Source organism: Halomonas citrativorans (genome assembly GCF_900163645.1).
GTDB lineage: Bacteria > Pseudomonadota > Gammaproteobacteria > Pseudomonadales > Halomonadaceae > Vreelandella > Vreelandella citrativorans.
On record NZ_FUKM01000057.1, the window covers coordinates 257,608 to 284,058 of the forward strand.

19 protein-coding genes are annotated in these 26,451 nt (G+C 57.3%); 7 read left to right on the forward strand and 12 right to left on the reverse strand.

Annotated elements, in window-relative coordinates; translation table 11 throughout:
• Positions 1 to 15 precede the first annotated feature (15 nt).
• Positions 16 to 1,509 (forward strand): tripartite tricarboxylate transporter permease, encoded by a 1,494-nt coding sequence (locus CZ787_RS15075; protein ID WP_087110673.1) that lies wholly within the window; start codon positions 16 to 18, stop codon positions 1,507 to 1,509.
• Positions 1,510 to 1,574: 65 nt separating this feature from the next.
• Here the strand turns inward: CZ787_RS15075 and CZ787_RS15080 are convergent, their stop codons facing one another.
• The 3 genes from CZ787_RS15080 to atzF form a co-directional block, all read right to left on the reverse strand.
• Entirely contained in the window at positions 1,575 to 2,270 is a 696-nt protein-coding gene (locus tag CZ787_RS15080; RefSeq protein ID WP_087110675.1) for a GntR family transcriptional regulator, read from the reverse strand.
• A gap of 67 nt (positions 2,271 to 2,337) precedes the next feature.
• Entirely contained in the window at positions 2,338 to 5,970 is a 3,633-nt protein-coding gene (gene uca / locus CZ787_RS15085) for an urea carboxylase (RefSeq protein ID WP_087110677.1), read from the reverse strand.
• A gap of 14 nt (positions 5,971 to 5,984) precedes the next feature.
• Positions 5,985 to 7,826 (reverse strand): allophanate hydrolase, encoded by a 1,842-nt coding sequence (gene atzF, locus CZ787_RS15090; RefSeq protein ID WP_087110679.1) that lies wholly within the window; start codon positions 7,824 to 7,826, stop codon positions 5,985 to 5,987.
• 371 nt (positions 7,827 to 8,197) lie between these two features.
• Between atzF and urtA the strand changes: the two genes are divergently transcribed.
• From urtA to urtE, 5 genes are all read left to right on the forward strand, one after another.
• Complete coding sequence (gene urtA, locus CZ787_RS15095; protein ID WP_140398999.1) at positions 8,198 to 9,517, forward strand: urea ABC transporter substrate-binding protein; 1,320 nt, start codon at positions 8,198 to 8,200, stop codon at positions 9,515 to 9,517.
• 84 nt (positions 9,518 to 9,601) lie between these two features.
• Positions 9,602 to 11,212: an urea ABC transporter permease subunit UrtB gene (gene urtB, locus CZ787_RS15100; protein ID WP_087110683.1), complete on the forward strand. Its 1,611-nt coding sequence runs from the start codon at positions 9,602 to 9,604 to the stop codon at positions 11,210 to 11,212.
• A gap of 3 nt (positions 11,213 to 11,215) precedes the next feature.
• The gene (gene urtC, locus CZ787_RS15105) at positions 11,216 to 12,364 is read left to right on the forward strand and encodes an urea ABC transporter permease subunit UrtC (RefSeq protein WP_087110685.1); all 1,149 of its coding nucleotides are present in this window, start codon (positions 11,216 to 11,218) and stop codon (positions 12,362 to 12,364) included.
• On the forward strand, positions 12,361 to 13,197 hold the full coding sequence (gene urtD, locus CZ787_RS15110) for an urea ABC transporter ATP-binding protein UrtD (protein ID WP_087110687.1): 837 nt from the start codon (positions 12,361 to 12,363) through the stop codon (positions 13,195 to 13,197). The genes urtC and urtD overlap by 4 nt, the downstream gene beginning before the upstream one ends.
• Positions 13,197 to 13,904 carry an urea ABC transporter ATP-binding subunit UrtE gene (urtE, locus tag CZ787_RS15115; RefSeq protein ID WP_087110689.1) on the forward strand — a complete coding sequence of 236 codons (708 nt, stop codon included), beginning with the start codon at positions 13,197 to 13,199 and terminating at the stop codon, positions 13,902 to 13,904. Before urtD ends, urtE begins: the two co-directional genes overlap by 1 nt.
• Positions 13,905 to 14,011: 107 nt before the next feature.
• On the opposite strand, the gene CZ787_RS15120 is transcribed toward urtE, so the two are convergent.
• The 7 genes from CZ787_RS15120 to CZ787_RS15150 all read right to left on the reverse strand — a co-directional run bounded on the left by CZ787_RS15120 (position 14,012) and on the right by CZ787_RS15150 (position 23,557).
• Entirely contained in the window at positions 14,012 to 16,114 is a 2,103-nt protein-coding gene (locus tag CZ787_RS15120; protein WP_303393867.1) for a TonB-dependent receptor, read from the reverse strand.
• Between the two features lie 248 nt (positions 16,115 to 16,362).
• Entirely contained in the window at positions 16,363 to 17,334 is a 972-nt protein-coding gene (locus tag CZ787_RS15125) for a siderophore ABC transporter substrate-binding protein (protein WP_087110692.1), read from the reverse strand.
• Positions 17,331 to 18,107: an ABC transporter ATP-binding protein gene (locus CZ787_RS15130; RefSeq protein WP_087110694.1), complete on the reverse strand. Its 777-nt coding sequence runs from the start codon at positions 18,105 to 18,107 to the stop codon at positions 17,331 to 17,333. Before CZ787_RS15130 ends, CZ787_RS15125 begins: the two co-directional genes overlap by 4 nt.
• Positions 18,104 to 19,051, reverse strand: coding sequence for an iron chelate uptake ABC transporter family permease subunit (locus CZ787_RS15135; RefSeq protein WP_087110697.1), 948 nt, complete (start codon positions 19,049 to 19,051; stop codon positions 18,104 to 18,106). The genes CZ787_RS15130 and CZ787_RS15135 overlap by 4 nt, the downstream gene beginning before the upstream one ends.
• Positions 19,051 to 19,992, reverse strand: coding sequence for an ABC transporter permease (locus CZ787_RS15140; RefSeq protein WP_087110699.1), 942 nt, complete (start codon positions 19,990 to 19,992; stop codon positions 19,051 to 19,053). Before CZ787_RS15140 ends, CZ787_RS15135 begins: the two co-directional genes overlap by 1 nt.
• Complete coding sequence (locus CZ787_RS15145; protein WP_225733845.1) at positions 19,992 to 21,752, reverse strand: ABC transporter ATP-binding protein; 1,761 nt, start codon at positions 21,750 to 21,752, stop codon at positions 19,992 to 19,994. The genes CZ787_RS15140 and CZ787_RS15145 overlap by 1 nt, the downstream gene beginning before the upstream one ends.
• Before the next feature lie 2 nt (positions 21,753 to 21,754).
• Positions 21,755 to 23,557, reverse strand: a complete 1,803-nt coding sequence (locus tag CZ787_RS15150) for an ABC transporter ATP-binding protein (protein ID WP_087110703.1) — start codon at positions 23,555 to 23,557, stop codon at positions 21,755 to 21,757.
• A gap of 201 nt (positions 23,558 to 23,758) precedes the next feature.
• Here CZ787_RS15150 and CZ787_RS15155 point away from each other — a divergent pair, with 201 nt between their 5' ends.
• Positions 23,759 to 24,376, forward strand: a complete 618-nt coding sequence (locus CZ787_RS15155) for a TetR/AcrR family transcriptional regulator (protein WP_087110705.1) — start codon at positions 23,759 to 23,761, stop codon at positions 24,374 to 24,376.
• 63 nt (positions 24,377 to 24,439) lie between these two features.
• Here the strand turns inward: CZ787_RS15155 and CZ787_RS15160 are convergent, their stop codons facing one another.
• Positions 24,440 to 25,360 (reverse strand): metal ABC transporter permease, encoded by a 921-nt coding sequence (locus CZ787_RS15160; protein WP_087110707.1) that lies wholly within the window; start codon positions 25,358 to 25,360, stop codon positions 24,440 to 24,442.
• Positions 25,357 to 26,448, reverse strand: coding sequence for a metal ABC transporter permease (locus CZ787_RS15165; protein WP_087110709.1), 1,092 nt, complete (start codon positions 26,446 to 26,448; stop codon positions 25,357 to 25,359). Before CZ787_RS15165 ends, CZ787_RS15160 begins: the two co-directional genes overlap by 4 nt.
• Between the last annotated feature and the right edge of the window lie 3 nt (positions 26,449 to 26,451).

The following is a 26,451-nucleotide window of genomic DNA, read 5'->3' on the forward strand; positions in this document are numbered from 1 at the left end:
AAGAGAGTAGATCCCATGGATGCCTTAAATAATTTGATGTACGGCTTCGGCATCGCGCTTGAGCCTATCAATATCGCTTACGTATTTGCCGGTGTGTTTGCCGGTACGATTATCGGCATGCTGCCCGGCCTTGGGCCGATCAGCGCGCTGGCTTTAATGATTCCTATCACCTTTGCCATGGAGCCTTCATCCGGCTTGATCCTAATGGCAGGGGTGTACTATGGCGCCATTTTCGGTGGTTCCACCTCCTCTATCCTGCTCAATGCCCCGGGCGTTGCAGGTACGGTCGCCACGTCTTTTGATGGCTACCCAATGGCCAAAAAAGGCATGGCGGGTAAAGCGCTGGCCATTGCCGCCTACTCCTCGTTTGTGGGGGGGACCATCTCGGTTATCTTCTTGATGCTGGTCGCGCCCTTGCTCTCCAAGGTAGCGGTCAGCTTTGGCCCTGCTGAGTACTTTGCATTAATGGTGCTGGGCTTAACCGCCGTGGTCTCATTGTCGGATAAGTCGCTGATCAAAGGCCTCATCGCCGCTGTGGTCGGGGTGATCATCTCGATTGTGGGCATCGACCTGCAAACCGGTACCGAGCGCTTTACCTTTGGCTCTATTCAACTGCTGGATGGCATCGACTTCCTGGTCGTGGCATTGGGTATCTTTGCGTTAGCCGAAGTGTTCTACATGCTGCTGCGCGGCGGTGGCGGTAAAGAAGCCCCGCGTAATGCCATTGGTTCGTTAAAACTCACTCGAAGTGAAGTAAAAGAGATTGCAGGCCCTGTCAGCCGTAGCTCTGTACTTGGGTTCTTTACTGGCGTACTGCCGGGCGCGGGGGCGACGATTGGCTCGTTTCTGGGCTACAGCATGGAAAAGCGTCTTGCCAAAGACGGTGACACCTTCGGTAAGGGTAATATTAAAGGCGTTGCGGCGCCGGAAGCAGCCAACAACGCGGCGTGTACCGGCTCGTTTGTACCGCTTTTAACCTTGGGTGTACCGGGCTCGGGCACCACGGCGGTACTGCTGGGTGCGCTACTGGTGATGGGCGTTACACCAGGCCCGATGATGCTTGAGCAACGCCCGGATGTGTTCTGGGGTGTGGTAGCCAGTATGTATATCGGCAACATCTTCCTGCTGGTCTTGAACCTGCCGCTGATCCCGCTGATTGCCAAAATCCTCGACCTGCCCAAGCCGCTGCTGCTCTCACTGATTCTGATTTTCTGCATGATCGGCGTGTATGGCATGAGCTTTAGCGTGTTTGATCTGTTGCTGCTGTTGGGCTTTGGCCTGTTGGGCTTGGGCATGCGTCTGTTTGGCTTCCCGGCGGCGCCGCTGATCCTGGCGTTGATTCTGGGCAATATCATGGAAGAATCCATGCGCCGTGCGCTGCAGATCTCTGGCGGTGACTGGATGACGTTTATTGATAAGCCAATCTCGCTCTCTCTGCTGCTGATTGCCCTGCTGTCGCTGGGTCTGCCGCTGCTGAAGAAGCGTCGCAAGCGCGCTATTGCCGAGTAGACGGTATCGTCTCAACATTGGACGCGTGGCTGATAAGCGCCCTGGGTTAACCTAGGGCGCTTTTTTTAAGCGCTAGCGCTGCGTTGGCGCTGCTCTTCGGCAGCTTCACGAAGGCGCTCCATGGTGATTTCCTGAACGGCGCCATGGCTGCTTCGGATATGCGACCCCAGGCGTTGGGCGGCGAGCTGAGCATCGTTTTCGTCAAGAGCCGTCAGAATGGCGGCGTGTTCGCGATAGGTGGCATCAACCCGGTCATCGCGGGTGAAGTCCAAGCGTCGAATGACGCGCAGGCGCTCGGTAATTTCACGATGAATACGGCTCATCTCCTGATTGCCAGCGGCCACCACTAAATCGCCATGGAAACTTTCATCCAGTGCACGAACCGTACTGCCCACCGCCCGATCAGCGTGGCTGGCGGGATTCCAGATATCGCGTAAAGTTCGCAGCACCAGCGGCTTTTCAGGCAGGGCACAAAGCTTGTGAACGGCCGCCTGTTCCAGAGTAATGCGTAGGTCGTAGAGTTCAGCGATCTTCTGGAAGTCCAGCGGCTTCACCTGCCAGCCGCTGCGAAAGAGCACATCGACATACCCCTCTCGCTGGAGCTGAAAAAGCGCTTGGCGCACCGGGGTTCGGCTTGCCTCCAGCCGGTCACCGATATCGCCTTCGCTAAATTTATCGCCGGGAAGAAGGCGAAACTCGAAAATATCGTCTTTCAACGCATCGTAGACACGGTCAGCGATGGATGATTTACGCAACGCCATGGCAATAGGCCTTATTGAGAGAGGCCGCCGCATGATGCGGCGGCACGCCAGCAGCAATGTGAATGCCTTAAACTTCAATACTCAGCAGCGGCTCCCCTGGCGTTACCGCTCGGCCCGTGGTGACGTGCATAGCGCTTATTGTGCCAGAGTGTGTCGCCATGACTTCAAATTCCATCTTCATGGCTTCAACAATCACTAACGGATCGCCTTTGATGACGTTATCGCCGGGTTGCACAAGGCACTTCCAGATATTGCCCGCAATCTCGGCACTGATCAGCTCGCCATAGCCAGCCAGGTCATCCGCCTCTGCGGGGGGCGGTGCTTTGGCCAAACGGTCCAGAGCCTTCTCTTCGCTTTCACGCCATAGCGCCACCTCTTTCGCGTAGGCATCCTGTTGAAGGGCGCGAAATTCGGCGATGGCCTGCTGGTTGACATCTAAAAATGCCTGGTGTGATTTCAGGTCAAACGTATCTTCCTCGATCTCGATAGCTAGCTTACCCGCCCTAAACTGATCGCGCAGGTTATCCAGTTCATCCTCGCTGACCGGGTAGTAGCACACTTGATCGAAAAAGCGCAGTAGCCAGGGAGCGCCTTCTGAAAACTGTTTGTTTTTTAGATGCTTGTTCCAGATGGGCAGAGTGCGCCCCACCAGCTGATAGCCACCGGGCGAGTCCATGCCGTAAATACACATATAAATGCCGCCGATGCCGACGGTGCCTTCGGCAGTATAGGTGCGCGCCGGGTTGTATTTGGAGGTCAGCAGCCGATGTCGAGGGTCCAAGGGCACGGCGCAGGGCGCTCCCAAATACACATCGCCTAGCCCCAACACTAAATAACGCGCCGAATAGAGCACATCCTTGACCTCGTCACGGTTGGCGAGGCCATTGATGCGCTGCATGAAATCGACGTTGTTAGGCAGCCAAGGGGCGGTGTCGCGCACCGATTGACGATACTTTTCCACCGCTTCCAGCGTCGCGCTATCTTCAAACGCCATGGGAAGATGAATCACCCGGCTGCGCACCTTCAGCTCGTCGGTCGGTGGCAGGGTGGCTTCCAGGTCGAGCAGGTAGGTCATCAATGCCTGCTGGGTCAGCGTCAGCGGGTCGTAGCGCAGTTGAAGCGAACGCACGCCGGGGGAAAGCTCAAGCAGACCACGCGGCTGGATATCGGCAATCGCCTCCATCAGTGCGTGGAGGCGCATACGCGCGCCTAAATCCAGCACATTAGGACCGTATTCCAGCAAAATGTACTGATCGCCTGCCTGACGGTAGGTAACTTCCGGGCGCTCCTGCATCGCCTCAAGGTGGGCCAACACAGTGGCGGAGAGGCCGTTGAACGGCGCCAGGTCGGCGCTGTTTAGGGTCACGGCAGGTGGCGCGGACAGGTACTTGACGGCCAGCTCCTGGCGTTCTGCGAGCTTGACGGCGGTGGCGTTGTCGATGGCGACAAAGCGGATAGTATCGCCGGGTTTGACCTGACCCACTTTCCACAGCTCGGCCTTGGCGATGGTAACCGGGCAGACAAACCCACCCAAGCTGGGGCCATCTCGGGTCAGAATAACTGGCATATCACCCGTGAAGTTAATCGAGCCGATCGCATATTCGCAGTCATGAATATTTGAAGGGTGTAGCCCCGCTTCACCGCCATCTGCCCGGCTGAATTCAGGTTTAGGGCCATTCAGGCGAATGCCCAACCGGTTGGAGTTGTAATGGACTTCCCAGTCCTGTTGAAAGAAGTGCTCGATGGAGTCTTCGGTAAAGAAGTCGGGCGCGCCGTGCGGGCCGTAGAGCACGCCTATTTCCCAGTGGCTCGGGTAATTCGGGATGAGCGCCGGGTCAACGGGGGCAGGGTCGTGGGTGGGCGCTGGCGTGGTGCAGGCAGGTAACCCCGGCTGGCTGATGCCGAGCAGATCGCCTGGGCGCAGCGGTCGCCCGCCGTGACCGCCAAACTGGCCAAGGGCAAAGGTAGCGCGGCTGCCAAGATACACTGGTACATCAAATCCACCACGCACAGCAAGGTAAGTGCGACACCCTCGGTTGGCTTTGCCCACCACGAGCGTTTGGCCGGCGGTGACGTGGATAGGCGTCCAGAAATCCACCGGAGTATCGTCGAGTGTGGCGTCGGTGACGGCGCCGGTCAGCGCCACGACGGTCGCCTGATGAAACGTAAGGCTTGGACCTATCAGCGTGGCTTCCAGCCCGGCAGCCTCTGGGTGGTTGCCGACAATCCGGTTGGCGATGCGAAAGGCGAAGTCATCCATCGGGCCGCTGGGCGGCACGCCGATGTTCCAGTAGCCGACCCGTCCCGGGAAGTCTTGCACCGTGGTGTAAGTACCTGGATAGACTACCTCGGCAACGCAGGGTTGAAAGTGAAAGCTTTCCAAAGCGCGGGTCGAGACCTTGCCTTCGGCAAAACTCGCTTGGGCGACCACCTGACGCAAGTAGTCAAGGTTGGTGGCAATACCCATCAGGCGGGTTTCATCCAGTGCTTTACGCAGCTTGGCCAGAGCATCCGCGCGGTCGTTACCATGCACGATCAGCTTGGCGATCATGGGGTCGTAGTGAGCGGATACCTGGCTGCCATTTTCGACCCAGGTGTCGATACGCACGCCATCACCGGGCCAGTGTACGTCGGTTAATTCACCGGGCGAGGGCTGAAAATCCTTTAACGGGTTTTCGGCATAGATGCGCACTTCCATGGCCGCACCGCTCAAGCTGAGCGTAAAATTAGCCAGGTCCAGGTGGTCGCCCGCGGCGATCTTGAGCATCCATTCGATCAGGTCAAGGCCGGTCACGGCTTCGGTGATTGGGTGCTCTACCTGCAGTCGGGTGTTGACCTCCAGAAAGTAGAACTCATCACGCTCGGCGTCGTAGATGTACTCAACGGTACCCGCTGAACGGTAGTTGACCGATTCACCCAGCGCCACGGCCGCATCCAGCATCCTTTGACGGGTGGCCGTGGGCAGGCTGGGGGCCGGCGTCTCTTCCACGACTTTCTGATTGCGGCGTTGCAGTGAGCAGTCACGCTCACCTAATGCCACTACGTTGCCGTGGCCATCGCCGATAATCTGGACTTCCACGTGGCGGGCACGGGCGATAAAGCGCTCAAGAAAGACGCCGCTGTCGTTAAAGAAATTTTTGCCCTGGCGTTGAACGGTTTCAAAGGCGTCTTGCAGCTCTTTGGCACTATTGCAGCGGGTCAGTCCGATTCCGCCGCCGCCTGCGGTGCTTTTGAGCATGACCGGGTAACCCAGGCGTTCAGCGGTGGTCAGTGCCTCTTCCACGCTGTCGAGCAGCCCACTGCCTGGGGCTAGCGGCACGCCTGCTGCTTCGGCCAGCTCACGGGCACGGTGCTTTAACCCGAACTCGCGCATCTGTGTGGGCGTGGGGCCGATAAAGACGATGCCCTCACGCTCACAGGTTTCGGCGAAGTCGGCATTTTCAGACAGAAAGCCGTAGCCGGGGATAATGGCCTGCGCACCGGTCTTTCGGGCGGCATCCAGAATCTGGCGTTTATCCAGGTAAGTTTCGCTGGCGCCATTGCCTGTAAGGGTCACGGCTTCGCTGGCGCTTTCCACATGCAGGCTGTGGCGGTCTTCATGGGAATAGACAGCAACGCTGCCGACACTGAGCGCCTTTAAGGTGCGGTTGGTACGTACGGCGATTTCACCGCGATTGGCAACTAATACTTTATTGAACATGGGTCGTAGCCTCGTTATGCGTGGGAGGTTTGCGCCTTGATGTAGGCACGCCAGCCACCAAACTCGGTGACATCCTGAGCATCTGTGATTCCATGCCCTTCGCAGATAAAGCCGTTGATCCAGCGGCCGTCGGCAAGCTCGACACTGCCGATACCCAGCGGCGCGGGGATCAGGTCGACAAACGAGCCAAATTCCGACGCGGCCATTTCCCATACTTCAACAATGATGGCGGCACCGTTTTCGTGAACGCGCTGCAGGCCGGGCTTGGGCGGTACGGTGTTGGGCAGGGCAAACAAGCGGTAATTGGCGGACGTTGTCGTGGACGCCACGCGCCAGGCATGGCGCTCGGTCAGTTGGGTATTCAGCGGCATGCCGGAAAGATGAGCGCCTACCACAGCGACCTGAACGGTGGGGACGGCAAGGGTGGTATGAACGGTTTCCGGCGGGCGTGCCTGGTCAGTGGCACCCAGCGGCGTCGGGTGGGCATTTAGCCAGCGGCTGGCCAGGGTCTGCAGTTCCCGATCCTTCCAGGCGCCGCTCACCAGGGTAACGCCAAAAGGCAGTCCATCGTCGCGGAACCCGGCGGGTACCGCCAATGCGCAAAAATCGGCCAGGTTAACGAAGTTGGTATAGGTGCCGAGCTGGCTATTGAGCGTTAACGGGTCAGCATTAACCGCTTCGATAGTGGGCGCGGTAGGGGCGGTGGGGACTAACAGGCCATCGATATCATCCAAAAGATTATCGATCACCCTAACCAGCTCTTCCTTGCGGTATTGCGCCTTGAACGTATCGGTGGCGCTGTATTTACCCGCGTTACTAATAATGCCGCGCACCACGTCATTCATGTTCTGGGCATGTTCGGCCATGAAGGTTTCCACGGCGGCGTGGCGCTCTGCTACCCACGGCCCTTCATAAAGCAGGGCGGCCAGTTCAAGCATGGGGGCAAAATCAAGTTCGACGAGCGTTACCCCTTCAAGCTTTTGCCATTTTTCCACGGCCGTTTGCCATGCCTTTTCAGCCACCACGTCGCCGAAGAACTGGGGCGACTGGGGAATGGCAAGCCTGGCTAGCGGGCCAGGACGGCGTATGGCCGGGGCATCCAGGGGGAGGGCGCTTGGCGCCTTGCGTGAGAAAGCGTCGGCAGGCTCGAAGCCGGCCATTAGCTCGGCGATCTGCCCGGCATCATTGACAGTCAACGAGAAGATGGAGACGCAGTCCAGCGAGCGGCACGCCGGTACTACACCATCAATGCTGAACAGGCCTTTGGTGGGTTTAAGCCCGACCAGGTTATTTAAGCCAGCGGGCACGCGACCGGAGCCTGCCGTGTCGGTACCCAGTGAGAATGGCACTAGCCCGCGTGCCACCACGGACGCCGACCCAGAACTCGAGCCGCCGCTCACCACTTCAGGATTGAAGCTATTGGCCACGGCACCAAACGGCGAGCGGGTACCCACCAGGCCGGTGGCAAACTGATCCAGATTGGTCTTGCCGATGAGTACTGCGCCCGCGGCGCGCAGCTTGTCAATCAGAGCAGCGTCACGGGTGGGTTGATAGGCGTAGGCCGGGCAGCCCGCCGTGGTGGCAAACCCGGTGGCATCAATGTTGTCTTTCGCCGCAAACGGAATGCCGTAAAGCGGCAACTTGTCTATCTTGCCGTCTGCCTCGTCCAGACGTGTTTGAAGTGCTGCCAGGGCATGAGCCAGCCCCTCCTGGTCGAGAAGTGAAATCCAGGTATTGTCGGCACTATCAAGTTTGGCCAGTTGCGTGATCAATTCACCGAGTAAGGCTCCCGGGGTTGCGCCCTCGTTATATGCCTGCCGCCATTGTTCGAGTGTCCAGCCGCGTGTGGTCATCATGTTTGGCCCTTGGTTATCCATGGTCTTGTATACAAGTCATTTTGCAAACCACAGGCCAAGAAAATGCTAAATGTTTTAAAAACAGAAGCTTGGCGATAAAAGGATAAAAATGGACAGTTTTTATGCACTTTTATCGTGCGAATCAGACCGCTTTAGCACCAATGAAGTGCTTTAAGACCCTGAATCAAAGATGGAAAACTCCTGTAAAACAACTTGTATACTTTTTATATGGTTGAATTTTTTATGTTTTTTTAAAGTGTGGAACGCATCGTGCAATGTGCAGGACGAGTTACAGGCGCTTTCAGGCAATTGAGTACACCTGATTAATGACAAATATCTAGCTGCCCGCTTGCAGCTTGGGGATGCGAAACATGAACTTGAAAAAACAGGCACTGCTGGGTCTTTCTGCACTGGCCCTTTCGGTATCGTTTCATGCGTCAGCCAATGATGACCCTATCAAAGTGGGTATCCTTCACTCCCTTTCTGGCACCATGGCTATCAGTGAGTCGACGTTAAAAGACACTGTTGAAATGCTGATCCAGCAGCAGAACGAAGCCGGTGGTCTGCTGGGTCGTCAGCTGGAAGCCGTGGTAGTGGACCCGGCCTCCAACTGGCCGCTGTTTGCCGAACGCGCCCGCGAGCTGCTGGCCCAGTATGAGGTAGACGTGGTGTTCGGCAACTGGACATCGGTATCACGTAAAGCGGTGCTGCCGGTGTTTGAAGAACTCAATGGTCTGTTGTTCTACCCGGTGCAGTACGAGGGAGAAGAGTCGTCTGCAAACGTCTTCTATACCGGTGCCGCGCCCAACCAACAGGCGATTCCCGCTGTCGAGTATTTGATTAACGAAGTCGGCATTGAGCGCTTTGCTCTGGTGGGTACCGACTATGTCTATCCGCGCACCACCAACCGCATTCTCGAAGCGTTTCTGAAAGATGAGCACGGCGTGGCAGGCGACGACATCATGGTCAACTACACGCCCTTCGGCCACTCCGACTGGCAGAACATCGTCTCCGAGATTCGTCGCTTCGGTGAAGAGGGCAAGTCTACCGCGGTGATCTCGACCATCAACGGCGACGCCAACGTGCCGTTCTACCGCGAGCTTGCCAACCAGGGTATTGATGCCGCTGATATTCCAGTGATTGCGTTTTCGGTAGGTGAGCAGGAGCTTTCCGGTATCGACACTGCGCCGCTCGTTGGCCATCTGGCTGCCTGGAACTACTTCATGAGCGTGGATACCGATGACAACTACGACTTTATCGACGCCTGGATTGAGCACACCGGTAATGAAGAAGCGGTCACCAACGACCCAATGGAAGCCCATTACATCGGTTTCAACATGTGGGCCGAGGCGGTGCGTAAAGCGGGTACCACCGATGTAGGCGCGGTGAAGGATGCCATTATCGGCGTGAGTGTGCCCAATCTCTCGGGTGGCTATGCGGCGATGATGCCCAACCACCACATCACTAAGCCGGTACTGATTGGCGAAGTGCAGGACAATGGCCAGTTCGATATCGTCTGGCAAACGCCCTCAACCGTTGCCGGCGATGCCTGGTCCGACTACTTGCCCGGCTCGCGCGACCTGATTGCCGATTGGCGCAAGCCCATGGAGTGCGGCAACTTCAACGTTGTGAACGGCTCATGCGGTGGCAGCACCGCTACTGAAGAAGCCGAAGCGGCGCTCGCCGAATAATACTGGCCACCCCTTGCCGCCCGCCTGATCGGGCGGCAAGGGAGCACGCTAACTCTCCACCTTGACCACCAAAGGAACAACCCCATGAGGCGTTTCCTTTCCTGGGGGTTTTTGTGCGCTGTGTTGTTGGGCATAACACTCAACGTACAGGCACAGACAGGCCCCGATACTTCTGATAATGACGCCGCGCTTGAGCTTCTTGAGGCGCTGGATGTCGATTCCTACCGCGATAAAGGCGAGGCGATTACCGCCATATTGCAAAGCGACGACGAGCGCGCCCGTGATTGGCTGCAGGCTCTGCTGGATGGCCGCTTGCAGCGTGCCGACGATGGTCAGTTTGTTGTCGTACTCGATAACAGTGGCCGAGAGTGGCCGGTGGCCGACGCCTTGACGAATGAACCGCTGGGTGAGATGTCACGCCGCGACCTGGACCGCGTGGGCATCAATAACGCCCTGCGAAACCAGCTGCGCAGCGCGATTGCTGTGGTGGACCTTTACTCGCCCAATCTGGATCGCCGCCGTATCTCTGCCGAACGTTTGCTGGGTGAAGTCGATGGTGAGCTGCTTGAACCCATCAATGCGCTCATTCTGGAAGAAAAGGATAGCCAGGTACGTTATCGGCTGAGCCAAGCGGTCGCCATTTACCGTGCTGAGCAGGGTGAAATGGCGGGTATCGAAGCGCTAACCGGAAGCCTTCATCCACGCGCTAGAGTTGCGCTAAGTCGTGCGGCCAATGGCGACGACACCGTAGCTGCGGATGCCGCCCGCGCCGCGCTTGCCAGCGTGGAACAGAACCTGAAAATCAACCGTGGGGTTGAAACGCTCTACTTTGGCTTGAGCCTGGGGTCAGTGCTGGTACTGGCCGCCATTGGTCTTGCGATTACCTTTGGCGTGATGGGCGTCATCAACATGGCCCACGGTGAGCTGATGATGCTGGGCGCCTACACTACCTGGATGATGCAACAGCTGTTGCCCGGCCAGCCGGGGCTGGCGTTGATTCTCTCTATTCCGGCAGGTTTTCTGGTCGCCGCATTGGTGGGGGTTGCCATTGAGCGCAGCGTGATTCAGTTTTTGAAAGGCCGCCCGCTGGAGACGCTCCTCGCCACCTTCGGTATCAGTCTGATCCTGCAGCAGCTGGTGCGTACGGTGATCTCGCCGCTCAACCGCACGGTAATTACTCCGGAGTGGATGAGCGGGTCGCTCATTATCAATGACGCGCTGTCGCTGACCATAAACCGCATGGTGGTACTGGGTTTTGCGCTGGTGGTGTTTGCCGGTTTGATGCTGATCATGCGCCGCACCCGCCTGGGCCTTGAAGTACGTGCCGTGACCCAGAACCGCGCTATGGCACGCTCCATGGGAATTCGCGCGACCCGTGTGGATATCCTGACCTTTGCACTCGGCTCTGGTGTAGCCGGCCTTGCCGGCGTGGCGCTTTCCCAGCTTACCAATGTCGGCCCGAACCTCGGCCAGAACTACATCATCGACTCGTTCATGGTGGTGGTGTTCGGCGGTGTGGGCAATCTCTGGGGGACGCTCGTGGCCGGGCTGTCATTGGGGGTGATCAATCAGGTGCTGGAACCCTGGGCGGGCGCGGTACTCGCCAAGATTATCGTGCTGGTCTTTATCATTCTGTTTATTCAAAAACGCCCGCGTGGACTCTTCCCGCAGAAGGGCCGGGCTGCGGAGGGCTAACCCATGATGTCACAACTACCTTCAAGCCAGTTTTGGCTAACCCGCCCGTTTGGTGAGCGTGCCACACAGGTCTTTTTAGGAGTACTGTTCACCGCGCTGCTGGTCGTGACGGTACTCCACGTGGCACTGCCTCAAGGCAGCCCGCTGCATGTGAACGCCTACACGGTGAACCTGTTTGGCAAGTACCTAAGCTACGCGCTGCTGGCCGTGGCGGTTGATCTGGTGTGGGGATATCTCGGCATTCTTAGCCTGGGCCACGGGGCGTTTTTTGCGATTGGCGGTTACGCCATGGGCATGTACCTGATGCGCCAGATTGGTGACCGGGGCACTTACGGCCACCCGGTGCTGCCGGACTTCATGGTGTTCCTAAACTGGGAAAGTCTGCCCTGGTACTGGCAGGGCTTTGATATGGCTTGGTTCGCCTTTGCCATGGTGCTGCTGGCGCCGGGTATGCTGGCGCTGGTGTTCGGCTTTTTGGCGTTTCGCTCGCGGGTGACGGGGGTTTATCTCTCGATCATTACCCAGGCGTTGACCTTTGCGCTGATGCTGGCATTTTTCCGCAATGAGATGGGCTTTGGCGGCAATAACGGGCTGACCGACTTCCGCGAACTTTTGGGCTTCAACCTGCGCAGCAACGATACTCGTCTGGGACTTTTTCTGGCCACCGGCGTGGCGCTGGCGCTGGGTTATATCCTCTGTCGGGCGATCGTGACCAGCAAGCTGGGGCGTGTGTGCGTGGCCACTCGCGACGCCGAGGCGCGCACGCGCTTTATCGGCTACCGGGTAGAGCGCTTTCAACTCTTCGTGTTTGTGGTGTCCGCGATGCTCGCGGGCCTGGCAGGCGCGCTTTACGTACCTCAGGTGGGCATCATCAACCCTAGCGAATTCTCGCCGCTGTTCTCGATTGAGATCGTGCTATGGGTGGCGCTGGGTGGTCGGGCCACGCTGTACGGCGCGGTGATCGGCGCAATTCTAGTCAACTATGCCAAAACTATTTTCACCGGTGTCATGCCTGATGCGTGGCTGTTTGCTTTGGGCGCAATGTTTGTACTCGTCACGGTACTGCTGCCCAAGGGCGTGGCGGGGCTGTTGCGCAAGCGCCGTCGCGCTGTTGAATCCGATAACGCAGGCACCAAGGAGGCTATTGCATGAGCTTGCTGCAGTCATTCAAAACCCGCGACCGGGTATTTGACTTTATAGCGCCAGCCGCCTCCCCGGTGGACGTACGCCACGGCCCGATTCTGTATATGGAAGACGTCACGGTGAGCTTTGATGGCTTTAAAGCGATCAACAAGCTGAATTTGACCATCGACGACGGCGAGCTGCGTTGCATTATTGGCCCCAACGGGGCGGGAAAGACCACCATGATGGATATTATCACCGGCAAGACGCGGCCCACTGAGGGCAGCGTATGGTTTGGCAGCCGTCATAACCTGCTCAATATGAACGAGCCGGAAATTGCCAGCCTCGGGATCGGGCGCAAGTTTCAAAAGCCCACGGTGTTTGAAGTACTGAGCGTGTTCGAAAACCTGGAGCTGGCCATGGCCGCCGACAAACGGATCTTTCCCACCCTGACTGCGCGTATGACCGGTGAGATCAAAGACCGCATCGACGAAGTGCTGGAGACCATTGGTTTGACTCAGTTGCGCTTTCAGCCTGCGGGCATTCTCTCTCATGGTCAGAAACAGTGGTTGGAAATCGGCATGCTGTTAATGCAGCGCCCACGGTTACTGCTGGTGGATGAGCCGGTCGCCGGTATGACCGAGCAGGAAATGGAGCGTACAGCCGAACTGCTGACCGGTTTGGCGGGTAAGCAGTCGGTGGTCGTCGTGGAACACGATATGGGCTTTGTGCGCTCAATTGCCCGCAAAGTGACCGTGCTTCACCAAGGCAGTGTGTTGGCCGAAGGCAGCATGGATCAGGTCTCAAGCGACCCCAACGTAGTCGAAGTGTACCTGGGTGCTGACGATGAGGAGGCTGCCTGATGCTGGCAATTGAAAAGCTCAACCAGTTTTATGGGGAAAGCCATACACTTTGGGATCTGGACCTGGACGTACCCGCTGGCCAGTGCACCTGCGTGATGGGCCGCAACGGAGTGGGTAAAACCACGCTGATGAAAGCCATCATGGGTGAAGTGGCGGTAAAAAGTGGCCAGTTGCGCTACCAGTCGAGCAGCGAAGCGGTTGAGTTAACCCAAAAAGCCGTGGAAGCACGTTCACGGCTGGGCATTGGCTTTGTACCGCAAGGGCGGCAGATTTTCCCGCTACTCACCGTAGAAGAGAATCTGCGTACCGGCCTTGCTGCACGCAGTGACAAGCTGAAAAAAATCCCCGAGCGTATCTATGAACTGTTTCCAGTGCTCAAGGAGATGAAGCACCGCCGCGGCGGTGACTTATCCGGCGGGCAACAGCAGCAGCTTGCCATTGGCCGAGCGCTGGTAATCGAGCCCAAACTCTTGATTCTGGATGAGCCGGGGGAGGGCATTCAGCCCAATATCGTCGCGCAAATTGGCCAGGTGATTCGCCAGCTGATTGCCGAAGACGCCCTAACGGTGCTGCTGGTCGAGCAGAAGCTGCCCTTTGCGCGCAAATACGCCGACCGCTTTGTGATAATGGACCGCGGCCGCCCGGTGGCCAAAGGTGATATCAGCGAGCTTTCCAACGAGCTGATCAAGCAGCACCTAACGGTTTAAGTTATCCACACCTACGCCCGCTCGGCGAGCGTAGGTGGGGAGGTTTTACGGAGTTAGTAGTGAAAAATATTCGGTGTTATGGCATTAGCACCGCTTGTTACAGTCGTCTAGAAGTCCAGTGAGGCCGAAAACATAAAGGTGCGGGGGGCGCCTAATGCGAGGCTTGAGAGTTGTGGCATTGCCCAGTACGTTTTATCGGTCACATTGTTAACAGTGGCACGCAGTGTGAGTGGATAGCCGGAAAGGTTAGAGGCGTAGCGTGCTCCAACGTCATAAATAGTGTGTCCGGGTACTGATAGGGAGTTGTCACTATTAATGTACTGCTCTGACATCGCGGTGGCATTAGCGGTCAGTGTCAGCCCTGGTGCTACGGATAGATCCCATTCAGTGCCTAGCTTGGCTTGCAGGTCTGGTACGCCGGTTGCCTGATTGCCTTGTTCTTCATCGCTCGCGGCGCGCGTGATTTCTGGGTTTACATAAGCGATGCCCCCCATCAGGCGCAGGTTGCTGAGAGGACTGCCGAAGAAACTCCACTCCACTCCTCGGTTCCGCTGCTCGCCCCCAACCGAGAAGATATTGGTTGCCAGGTCGGTGTAGCTGCTGGGCCGCTTTATTTCATACAGGCTAAGCGTGTGTGAAAAATCACCCAGATCAAGTTTCACGCCAACCTCGCTCTGTTTGGTCTTGTAAGGCTCGAACACCTCACCAGCGTTGGCGGCAGTCATAGGTGCCGTGGCCCCCTGGCTGAGCCCCTCGATATAGTTGGCGTAGAGCGATACCTGGTCGGTCGCTTTGAAAAGTAGTGCTGCGGCGGGTGTGACCGCGCTTTCATCATAGCGGGAGATACGTGTGCCGGTCATCACGCTGTAGGTGTCGCTCACCACTTCCTGGCGTCGGGCGCCGAGCGTCAGCTGTATGCGATCATCGGCAAACGAGAGCGTGTCTGCCAAACCGTAGCTGTTCAAGCGTAGCTCTGTATGCATGATGTGCGGTGTAATGAAATCAGCGGCGGGGCCCCATTGCGGATTGTATAGGTTGGTGATCCAGTCCGCATCGGGAACGCTTCTGCGCCCGTAATCGTGCTGCTCGTGCTCATAATGGGTGGCATTGACGCTGATGTCGTGACTGACAGCGCCGGTCTGGAAGTGACCGCGAACCCCGACTTCCGCCGATGTTTTTTCGACATCGAAGGCAAGCTGACCAACGCTTGTGCGATAGTTGCCTTGATCATCAAGCACCTGGGCTGACATGGCACCGTTGTAGGTGTAATTGGTTTCGCTTTGACCTATTGACGCGTACCCCATGATCTCGTCGGTAAAGTCGAATTCGCCACGCAATATGGCCCCCTTGTCGCGCGTGTCGGCAAAGGCCCAGTCCGGGTTGATCAGTGTATCGGGGGCGGGAGGCGTCGGAACTGCCAGGCCGGGGGCCAGGTTGATACCTCGAGCGGGTCCATCAATATGGTCGTCCGCACTGTACAAGTCGGCTGATAGTCGAGCGTGATCACCGCGCCAGTCCAACCCCAGAGAGCCCATTTGAACCTTTGGTGTCTGGTTATCCACAGCCCCCTCGCCGTCGCGGTATACGCCGTTAACGCGAACGCCAAACTGCTGGTCGTCACCCAGGCGTCGGCCGACATCAAGGTGCCCGCCAATCTGGGCGTCGGACATATACGTGGTGGTGAAACGCGTCAACGGTTCATCGCCAGCCCGTTTGGGAACCAGGTTAATGGCACCGCCAACGGAGCCACCTGGCGGCATCCCGTTGAGTAGTGCCGAAGGCCCCTTGAGCACCTCGATACGCTCGAACATTTCTGGAGACGTACGGTAGTAGGGGGCCATCCCGGCCAGACCACCGAACGTGACGTCACGTGTGCTGGCGTCAAAACCACGGATCGAATAGGTTTCGCTCCAGGCACTGGTGACGCCGTTGCTGAAGACACTCGGATCCGTCGCTGCAATTACATCGGTAATACTCTGAGCTTGTTGATCCTGGATAAAGCGATCCGTATAGCTGATGGCATTGAAAGGCGTCTCCATGAAGTCTCTTTTCCCCAGGAAGCCCGCCCGGTTGCTGTAGGTGACTTGGCCGCCGGCATACGTATCGTTAACGGATGTCGCTTCTCCGTGTACGGTGATGGGTGCTAGGGCAGTAGTACTGCGGGTCTCGGTCTCCTGGGCCTGTGCGAGAGCTTGTGAAGACAGCAGCATGACAGCACTCGCGCTCAGAGCGAGCAGAAATGCGCTCCTGACGAGCGATAAAGGGTTTGAGCAAGAGGCGCAATGTAGTGCTCTCGTCGGCTGTAGGGGACGGTGGTGGCAATGTAAGGGCATGTCGATCTCCATTTTTAAACACAGAGGAACTACACCGCTTCAATTGAGCGCCTGTTAAAAGGCGCATTGAAGCAGTCGATGAAAGCGTTTTTTTAGGTGCTTTAGTGCTTTAGTGCTATGGTCTGCTAGTGCCGGTAGCCGTCGATAATGTCATCCGCGATGATCGCCAGAGCGCTGACGCTGGCGGCGGTGACATACCAGGCTTCGGGGTCGACAAAGACCACCCGGTCATTTCGCCAGGCGTTAGTTTGGCGTAATAGGGGGTTGGCCAGGCTGTCGGTACTCATGGTGGGCCGGTGCTCCATTACGGCAGTACGATCCACGACATAGATGATGTCGGGGTCGGCCTGCTGGATGAATTCGCTAGAAACCGGCTGGCCGTGCAGGCCGGTATCGATGTCGGGAGCGGCGGGGGCAACGCCGAATTCAGTGAAGATGAAGCCGTAGCGTGACTGCACGCCAAAGGAGTGGAAGGCCCCATTATTATGCAGCAGGATAAGGGCTTTCTCAGGGCGGCCTTGGGTAACACGCCGGACCTCCTCGACGGTATGAACCAGCTCGGCTGCCCGCTGACGGGCCAATTTCTGTTTGCCAAAGATCTGCCCAAGATCCATGAGATGATCCATGACAAAGTCAATGTGGTTGGTCTGACTGTTGCGGTAATCCACGTCAAAGTGCAGCGTGGGTGCGATCTGAGTCAGCTCGTTATAGTCGTTGGCCTGTAACGACGTCATAAGAATGAGGTCAGGGTTAGCGCGATGCACTCGCTCAAGGTTAGGGCGTACGATAGCGCCCAGATCTTCAATCGTCGGGTCGTCTCGATACTTCTCCAGAAAATGGGGAATAAAGTCCTTTGGCATGCCCACCACCGGAACGTCCAACTGATCCAGAAAATCGACTTCATTCATGTCTAATGCCGCTACCCGGTGTGGACGGTGATCGATCACGGTGCTTCCCAGCGCGTGGTGAATCGTGATCGGTGTTATGGCCTCCTGTGCGGACATATTGTTGGCTGAGGGCTGATCGCACCCTTGTAGCAACGCCACCAAGGCGAGTGGGAGAAGGCGTGCCAAGCGGTTGTTTAGAGATCGTTTCATTCCAGGTTTCCTGAGGGCTTGAAGTAATTACATAGATAACCGCGTTCGTTATGGGCGATGTCGAACTTCAGTCCGTAAAGCTCACTCAAGCGCCGTTCGGTGATGACGTCGGTGACGTTGCCATCGCAGTGCACTTCCCCATCCTTCATGGCGACGATGTAATCGGAGTAGTTGGCGGCAAAGTTGATGTCATGAACGACCAGGATGACCGTTCGTCCATGCTCGTCGCAGAGACGGCGAAGAGCCTGCATGATCTGAACGGCATGTTTGATATCGAGGTTATTCAGTGGCTCGTCGAGCAGCAGGTAATCGGTTTGCTGTGCAATGGTCATGGCCAGGAACGCCATCTGGCGTTGGCCGCCGCTGAGCTCGTTCAGATAAGCACCGCGTAGTGCCGTCAGCGATAGAAACGACAGGGCGTCGTCAATCACACGATGGTCGTGCCGAGTGAGTGTGCCACGGCTATAGGGAAAGCGGCCAAAGGCGACCAACTCCTCGACGGTCAGGCGTAGGTTGAACTCAGGCGTCTGGCGTAGCGTGGCCACCTGCCTGGCATACTCGCTGATGGGAATGCGCGTTACCTGGGAGCCGTCGAGTCGAATATCCCCCCGAGAGGGCTTAAGTAGTCTCGCGAGCATCATCAGAAGCGTCGTCTTACCCGCGCCGTTGGGGCCCACCAGGGACGTCAACTGACCTGATGGAAAGCAGAGATTGATCGCCGATAGCACCGAACGGTCGCCGTAGGTTTTATGAAGGTCTTGAACCGTGATCATGCTGCGCCTCGCGTACGCACCATCAGCGACAGGAAGTAAGCCCCACATACGAGGTTGACGAGGATGCCGACGGTGGTTGTGTAGTTGAAGAGATGTTCGACCAGCAGTTGGGCGAGGATGAAAAGGGCGATGGCGAGGGCACAACCCACCGGTAGCGTGACCCGATGACGGTAAGTGCCTGCAAGCGCATAGGCCGTATTGGCCACGAAAATGCCCATGAACGCCGTGGGGCCAAGCAGGCTGGTCGATACAGCCACCAGCGAGGCGATCAGAAAGAGCTGGTGTTGCACGCAGCGTCGATAATCGATGCCAAGTGACATGGCCTGCTCTCTGCCCAGCAAGAGCACATCTAGCATTGGGAGGCTTTTCAGTCCCACCAGACAAATCGCGGCCACGATCAGTGTGGCGTATAGCAGTTGTGTGGTGCTGGCGTTACCGAAAGCGGCTTGGCTGTAACCCATCAGAATGGAAAACTCGCCTGGACTCATTTTGAGCTGAACGAACTGTGTGAAAGTGGTAATGACCATTGTCAGTACCAGTCCTACCAGCAGCAGGAAATAGACATTGTCTCTGCCGTCTCTAAACAGCCATCGATGCAGCGTCCAGGAGTAGCCAAGCATCAGCAGGACCGAGAGTGCGGCGTTGCCATGCTCGCCGAGCACCATCAGACTGTGGGTGCCCAGCACCAGCATCAACAGGGCCTGAAACAGCAGATAGACGGCCTCATAGCCCATGATGGCAGGCGTTAATATCCGGTTACCGGTAAGGCTCTGAAACGTAATGGCGGACCAGGCGACACAAATGCCACCGATCACCATGGTGGCCAAGCGCTCAAGTCGTTTCGGTATCACATACTCGAAGTCGAAACCGGAGCGTACAAAGACAAAAGCGAGCGCAAGAGCGATCACGGCCGCCCAAACGGTGTGGCGAGCTTTGATAGTCATCACTGTGCCCTCCTGACAATCAGGATCAGAAACAGCACGCCTCCGACACAAGCCGACGTTAAGCCGATGGGCACTTCAAAGGGATAGATCAGCAGGCGTCCCGCAATGTCGCAGACCAGCAGCAGTGTTGCCCCCGACAGTGCTACGGCGGGTAGGGTGCGAGCCAGGTTATCGCCGTAGTAGAGCGCTACCAGATTGGGAACCACTAATCCGACAAAGGGGATGGCGCCCACCGCGATGACCGTGACCGAGACAGTAATGGCCACCAGCATCAGCCCAATGGCGGAGGTGACGAGATAGTTCACGCCTAAACTCGTCGCCATGTCTTCGCCCATGCCCAGCACCGTGAAGCGATGAGCGTAGACGTAGGCGAGCACAACGACCGGCAGGATTAGGTAGATGATTTCGTAATGGCCCTGGACGATCTTTGAAAAATCTCCCAGCAGCCAGCCCTGCATGCTTTGCAGGATGTTATGGCGGTAGGCGTAGAACTCGGCTAGGGCGCTTAGCACGCCGCCGTACATCAAACCGATGACGGGAACCAGTACCGTGTTGGTGAACTTGATGCGGCGAACGATAGCGATAAAGACAACATTCGCAGCGAAGCAGAAGAGCAGGGCTGCAAGCATTCGTGATCCAGCGCCAGCCGTAGGCATTAGAGACAGCGATACGAGAATGCCCAGTTTGGCGGCATCAAGCCCACCCGAGGTGGCGGGCTCCACGAACTTATTGCGCACGATATGCTGCAAAATCACACCGCAAATCGCGAGGCCCACTCCGGTCAAGGACACCGTGATCAGGCGCGGCAGTCGGCTGGCCGTCAACGTCAACCAAGCATCATCTGACAGGGTGATAAGTTGGTACCCGCTTATCTGCCGCGCGCCTGTCAGTAATGACATCCCGCACAGCAATACAAACAGGAGAGGCAGATACACGCGCATCACTGTGAGGTTTCTCCCGTTTTATCCGGGGTGATGCGCCACCCTTTGGTGGTTTGGCGTTGGTCAAGAAACGTGGCGTATCGCCCCTGCTGAGCGAGCAGTTCATCGGGCGCGCCTTGCTCAATGATGCGTCCGTCATCTAGCACGATGATCTGATCAGCCATGCTCACCGTAGAGAGTTGGTGGGCGATCACCAATAGCGTACGTTGGCCTCTCAGTCGCACCAGCGCCTGGGTAATGATGGCTTGATTTTCCGCATCCAGTGCGGCAGTCGCTTCATCCACCAGCAGAATGGGCGCATTCTTAATGAGTGCTCGGGCGATGGCGATACGCTGCCGTTCGCCGCCGGAAAGGCGGGCGCCTCCCTCGCCCACTGGTGTGTCCAATCCTTGGGGCAGGCGTTCGACGATCTCGATGACACCGGCCAGACGCACGGCGTCCATCAGGTCGGCATCGCTGGCGTCGGGATGGCCAAAGCGAATATTGTCAGCAATGCTGCCGGCAAACAGGTAGCTCTCCTGGAAGATCTGGCTGACGTGATCCGCCAGCTGGGTACTAGACATATCGCGGACGTCCACGCCGCCGACGAGCACACTACCGTGATCTGCATCGAAAAATCTCGCGACCAGGCGCGCCAGAGTGGTCTTGCCTGAACCTGACTCACCGATCAATGCGGTCATGCTACCGGGCGTGATAGATAGGCTAACCCCGTTGAGCACGTCGGGCTCATGCGGCGCATAGCGAAAGCGGACGGCTCTCAATTCGATGGAGGCATCGCGCGGTGGCTGAGGGACCGTTGGCTCGGTTAGGGGGGCAGCGTCGAAAATCGCCTGGATCTCTTCGAGTTGCCCCCTTGCACTACGCAAAATGTCGCTGTGTTGAGCGATGTCCAGCAGCGGTTCGACGAACCGGCTTACCAGTACCAGCGCAATGATGACGCTTATAATGCTCGCTGCCGTCAGTGATCCTTCCAAAAGCGTATTGATCCACAGGGTTGTGACGATCAGCAGCACGGCAAAGACTGTCTGCACTGCCCAGGCATTGAGCAGCGCCGAAAGTGCCGATAGGCAAGCCAGCCTTGTTCCCGAGCGGTGCTGTTGTTCCATGGCCTGTTCTAAGAAGCGTGTGCTGTGGTTGTTCCCACTAAAGGCGCGTAAGACTGTCTGGGCACTGGCGAACTCGACCATGCGCTGACTGGTATCAGAAAAGTGTTGCTGGAAGGCCCTGTCGGCATGCTGGGCAAGCTTGGCGGTGAGTAATAAAACCCCCAAAAGTAGCGGCAGCGCGACCAGCGCCGCAATGCCCAGCGGTGCATGCAACACCAATAGCGCGGCAAGGAGAACGATAGGCGTGACAAGCCCGCTGATCACCGGTGTAAAGACGTGAGCAGGAAGCTGGGCCACCGCCATCATACCCTGCGTGGTTACATGGCTAAGGCGCGCGGTATTTGTCGCGGTAAACCAGCCAACCGGCAGATGGATCACGTGTTCGCCAAGGCGATGGCGGCCCGACTGCAAGATGGCGACGCCGACACGGACGCCTGCCTGCTCCACGTGCCATCGCACTCCCCAACAGATTAGGATGCCGAAAAGCAGCACTACTAGCCATGTGGTGGCCACACTGAGTTGGCCAATCAGGAGGTAATAGAGAAGAGGGATAAGGGCCAAGATGGTCAGACCGCTTAGCACACCATAGACAGTGACCAGACCGAGATAGCGACGCAAGAGCGCGGTGTCTTCGCCAAGCAGTTGATTGAGCATTTTCAGCACGCTGCCACCTTCGATTCCAGTGAGTTTGTTTTCTCTTCCAGTGCCCAAAGGCGAGCATAAAGGTCATTGCTGGCCAGTAGCTGGTCGTGATTGCCTTGCTCAGCAACCGTGCCGCCATCGAGTACCAGAATATGGTCGGCGTGGATGATCGACTTTAGGTGATGCGAAATAATCACAAGCGTCCGCCCCCGGGTTAAACGCGACAGAGCCTGCTGGATGGCCAGCTCATTGCTGGCGTCAACCGCTGCTGTCGGCTCGTCCAGCACCAATAGAGGCGGATCAAGTAACATGGCGCGGGCAATACTGACGCGCTGTTGCTCGCCACCTGACAGTTGAATATCCTCGCCAACCATCGATCGATAGCCGTTAGGGAGTGCGGCGATACGTTCGTGAATATTCGCCGCGCGAGCGGCATCCTCGATTTCCTGTTGGCTGGCCGAAGGGCGGCCCAACGCAATGTTGTCTCGAATGCTGGCATGGATCAGACGCACGTCCTGCAGAACAAAACCAATCCGCTGGTAGAGCGTTGACATCTCAAGATGGCGCAGATCCACCCCGCCTAACGTAATGCGCCCATGGGTGGGGTCAAAAAAGCGCAGCATCAGGCGTGCCAGGGTGGATTTGCCTGCCCCCGAAGGGCCAACAATCGCCGTAACGCTGCCAGGTGCAAGAGTAAAGTGCAGGTTCGATAGCCCGTTTTGGGCATTGTTATAGACGTAACTGACATTTTCAAAGCGAACTTCATGATCGTTGGGGAGCTGGCACTCACTGGAGGGGATTGATGGCAATACCGGCGTTTCAAGCAGTGCCATGACGCGTTGGGCGGCGCCAACGGCACTGCCTAAGTCGTGCAGCAAGGTATGCAGCAGCAGTAACGGAGCACAGATACCGGGGGCTACTAGAATGAATGGCAACAGATCGACCGGTTCTGACCAGCCGTTGGCGACGCAAAATATGCCAACCGTGAGCGCCAGTCCCAATATCGTCACCGTTGTCACCATCGCATGAACATGTGCCATAGAAGCGACCAGAGGGCGGGTAAATTGCTCAAATGCATGGGCAAAGCTATCCACTGCTGCTTGGTAGCCACGATAGGCTTGTCCGGTCGTACCGAAGGCCTTGACGACGGGAATGCCGCAGACAAATTCATTAATGGCGTTATTCATGCGCTCAAGCTGGGCAATAAACTCACCCATATTGGCTTTGCTGGCTTGCATGAGTCGGCGCAGGAAAAGAAAGAAACCGGGAAGAGGCAGTAACGTAATAACGGCGATTTTCCAATCCAGCATGATCAGGTAGACCACCGAGATCAGTAAGGCGCCAAACGCGCGTCCTACCGCCGTGTAAAAGTGCGCGGTCAGGCTGTGCAGCGTCGCAATATCGTCTTGCATCGCCTGTTTTACGTCGCCGGATGCGCGGCTGGTAAACCAGCCAAGCGGTGCTTGGGACAAGCGTCGCATAACAGCCAAGCGTAGCTGGTAGGTGAGTTTGTTATCCGCCAGGTGCGCTACCAGCTCGCCGAGAAACATGCACCCCATGCCGACAAAGAGGCTCACGATGCTGGCTGCTACCACCCAGCCGATTTCACGCATGCTGGCGGTTGATAACTCCCAGGCGGCGCCTGGATCAGACACAAGAATCTTGGCGATATGTGCCATACCGGCAAGCGGCACCATCGTTAATATCGTGCCGATGCCCGCCAGCATTGCCGCGGCAAAAAGCCGTGTGCGTATAGGGGCCAACACTTGGCTGATGGGGCTCTTACCTTGGGATCTCGATGTATCGTGCGTGCTCATGAAGCGTTATGACTCGGCCATAGGGGATTATCGAACCTGCATAGCAGTAGTTTGTAACGAGAATTAGTCGCGTTTAAATAGGCTAATAGATAATTAGTTTCATGGCAATAAACTAATTAATATAATTGCATGCCAATCAACTAATTGACCCTAAAGTGAGTGAGTGGCTAGATAAGGAACGTCAGCGATTAAGGATGCAATATGACCACGCAACAGCCAGTTAAAGCACGCGGGCGGCCGCCTACCATCACGCTTGAGCGTATTGCGAATGCGGGTATCGAAATCGGCCTACCCAACATCACCTTTGTCGGGGTGGCCAGCGCGCTAGGCATCAGCCATATGGCGCTTTATAAGCATGTGCCCAATTTAAAGGCGCTGAAATGCTTAGTGGCCGAAGAAATATTTCAACGTTGGAATATTCCACGAGCTTCCAATGATGCGCCCGGGGAATTGAAAGAGTATCTATCCACTTTTGCCGCATCGATAAGCGAGTTTGTCAAAGCTCACCCAGGATTAACGCCCTATGTGATCCGTCGCTTGGCTGCCACTCAGCCCATGATTGAAAAAATTCGTGCACATCAAAACCATATTGCTGAGGTTTATGATATCTCCCAGGAGCAAGCTCGCTGGCTTCTGGCGACTATAGCTTTTCAATGCTTTTCCGTCGCCGATACGATTTATTCGGTAGTGGGGAAAGAGCCTGTCGAGGGGGCGAGCCGCGGCCTGGAGGAGGCCGAAATGGAGGCGGAATTAGAGGAAGGTATGCGAGCGCTTATTACTGGTGCGCTAGTAATACTGAACGAGCGCTCACGTGGATAGGGCCTTTATAAAAGCGTGCGTCTTCGTCGTTGCAAGTGGCGCCCTGGTCTGGCGTTTAGCCTTTCAAAACAATGAAGGCGGCTCCATCGGCGCCTGCCGCGCCCGGCGGCGCTTCAGCATTTGGGTAATCAGCCCGTAGCGCGGCCCGCCCAAAAAGGCCAGTATCAGAAATACGCCGGTCATTACCGCCATCATGCCACCGATGGAGACGTTGAAATGCACCGCGAGGAAATAGCCGGAAATGCTCGAGGCGATCGAGATCAGCGCGCCGAAAATGAACATCATCCACAGGCGGTCAGTCAGCAAATAGGCGGCGGAGGCGGGAACAATGGCAAAGGCGATGAACAGCACCGCCCCCACGGCGTCGAAGGCCGCCACGGCGGTGGAGCTGGTCAGCATCAAAAGTACATAGAACAGGATCGTCGGCATGAAGCCAAAGGTTTTGGCCAGCGCGGGATCGAAGGTGGCGAGCTTCAGCTCTTTATAGAAGAGCCCGATAAACGCGTAGTTGAGCAGCGTCATTACGCTCATCGAGACCAGCGCCTGGGGAATCGGCAGGCCGAAAAGCTCGACGGTATCCAGCCAGACAAACCCGATTTCACCCAACAGCACGGTGTGGGTGTCGATATGCACGTCGTGGGCGTAGATATTGAGTAGTAACACGCCAATGGAGAAGAGTGCTGGGAACACCAGTCCGATGGCGGCGTCCTGCTTCACCCGCTTGGTATTGGCCAGCGCCTCGGTGAGAAATACTGTCAAAAGCCCGGTCAGCGCGGCGCCGATGAGCTGCACCGGCCCGCTCTGCTGCTTGGTCAGTATCCAGACGATCACGATGCCGAACACGATCGAATGGCTGATGGCATCCGACAGCATGCTGTTGCCGCGCAGCACCAAAAACGTGCCCACCGCTGATGAGGCGATACCCACCATGGCGCCGACCAGAATGATGGGAAGCGCGGTACTGTTGAGAAGCTCTGCGATCATGGCGCGACCTCCTCGAACGTGGCGACCACCTGGCGCGCTTTTGCCTGCCCTGTTGTCGTCAGCCCCCAGTCCGCTTCACCTTGTGAGCGGGTCAGGTAGCCTTGGCGTTTTAACAGGGCAAGGGTGAGCCGTGCGCTCAGCGATAAACGCCGTGATGCAGGCCGGGCCGGGTGTTTATATAGCGTGTAGAGAAGCTGGCGTTTTTGAAGCTCGGCTTTCTGGAGGTAGTGTTTCATGATGCCCCATAAAAGCCCGCGCCCTGGCGCCAGCGCCAGCGACAGCAGCACGATGGCCGTGGCGGTTAGTACGATCAGCGGGCCGGTAGCAAGCCCGCGCGACAGCGTGCTGATCGTCGCGCCGGAGACTCCGCTGACGATACCCACGCCCGCCGCGATGGCAAGCATGGTGCCCAGGTGGCGGCTCCACTGGCGCGCGGCCGCCGCCGGGGCAACGATCATCGCCGCCATCAAAATGACGCCGACCATCTGCAAGCCGACCACCACCGCCAGTGCGACCATGGCGGTCAGTGTCGCCTCGATGGCCGTGGCGGGCATGCCAAGCGTTCGGGCGTACTCGGCGTCGAACGTGACCAGCTTGGCCTGCTTCCAGAAGGCGGCGAGCAGCGAAAGCGTTACCAGCGTCACGCCACCCATCACCCACAGATCCGAGCGCAGCGTGGCGGCGGCCTGGCCGAATAAAAAGGCCTCAAGCCCGCCCTGGGCGGCGTTGCTGGTGCCTTGAATGTAGGTGAGCAGCACGATACCAACGGCAAAGAAGAGGCTCAGGCAAACGCCTAGCCCCGCATCGGTTTTCAGGCGGCTTTTGCGGGTGAGCAGCAGCATGATCAGCGCGGCAAGAGAGCCGGTAGCAAGCGAGCCGATCATGATGCCGCCAATATCGCGGCTGCCGGTAATGATGAAGCTCAGGCATATTCCCGGAAGAGCCGCGTGGGAGATGGCGTCGCCCAGCAGGCTTTGACGGCGCAGCACCGCAAAGCAGCCCAAGGGGCCGCTGATCAGGCCCAGAAGCGAGGCGCCGATCACCACGTTTTGAAAGGTATAATCCGATAGAAGTTCGAGCCACTGCATGGG